The sequence below is a fragment of the Mesorhizobium sp. M7A.F.Ca.CA.002.04.1.1 genome, assembly GCF_004022805.1.
Lineage (GTDB): Bacteria > Pseudomonadota > Alphaproteobacteria > Rhizobiales > Rhizobiaceae > Mesorhizobium > Mesorhizobium ciceri.
Genome location: NZ_RZPL01001236.1, coordinates 1 through 670, shown reverse-complemented (window position 1 = coordinate 670; position 670 = coordinate 1). Strand labels below are relative to the sequence as shown.

At 64.8% G+C, this 670-nt stretch carries 1 protein-coding gene; it reads left to right on the top strand.

Features of this window, described 5'->3' with window-relative positions; genetic code table 11:
* Positions 1-658, top strand: a 658-nt coding sequence (locus ENZ75_RS33550; RefSeq protein ID WP_128278689.1) for a lytic transglycosylase domain-containing protein, incomplete at its 5' end; no start/stop codon positions are given.
* Positions 659-670: the final 12 nt, after the last annotated feature.

The window sequence follows — 670 nt, the reverse complement described above, 5'->3', positions numbered from 1 at the left end:
GGCCAGGTCGGAAGGTGTGGGCGCCAAGGGGCTGGCCGCTCTGGCCGGGGCGAACTACGCGACAAAGACCATCTCCGTCGACCGCGGCATTCACAAGGCCTTCAGCGGCTCGGTGGACGATTTCATGCGGCGGCGCGGCGGCGCGGCGATTATCTCCAAGGGCCGGTCGCTGAAAAAGTCGAATGCGGCGCTGTTCTCCAAGATCGAAGCGAATTACGGCGTGTCGCCGGGCGTGTTGCTGGCCATCTGGGGTATGGAAACCGGCTTCGGTTCGGCCATGGGCAACCAGAACACCGTCTCTGCGATTTTGACGCTTGCCTATGATTGCCGCCGCCCGGGGTTCTTCTACCCGCATGCGATCGCCGCCCTGAAGCTGGTCGATCGCGGGGCGTTGACAGCCTCGTCGGTCGGGGCCGCGCATGGCGAGATCGGACACACGCAGTTCCTGCCAGGAAACGTCCTGAAATATGGCGTCGGCGGCGGAAACCTGCGCGACAAGGGCACGGCGCTGGCTTCCACTGCCAACTTCCTCAAGGGCCATGGCTGGCGGGCAGGTGCGAGCGCGAGTGCGAATATGGGCGCGATTGCCGGCTGGAATTCCGCGAGCGTCTATCAGCAGGCCATCGCCCGCATTGCCACGGCGATCGACGGCGATTGACGGAACATGCAC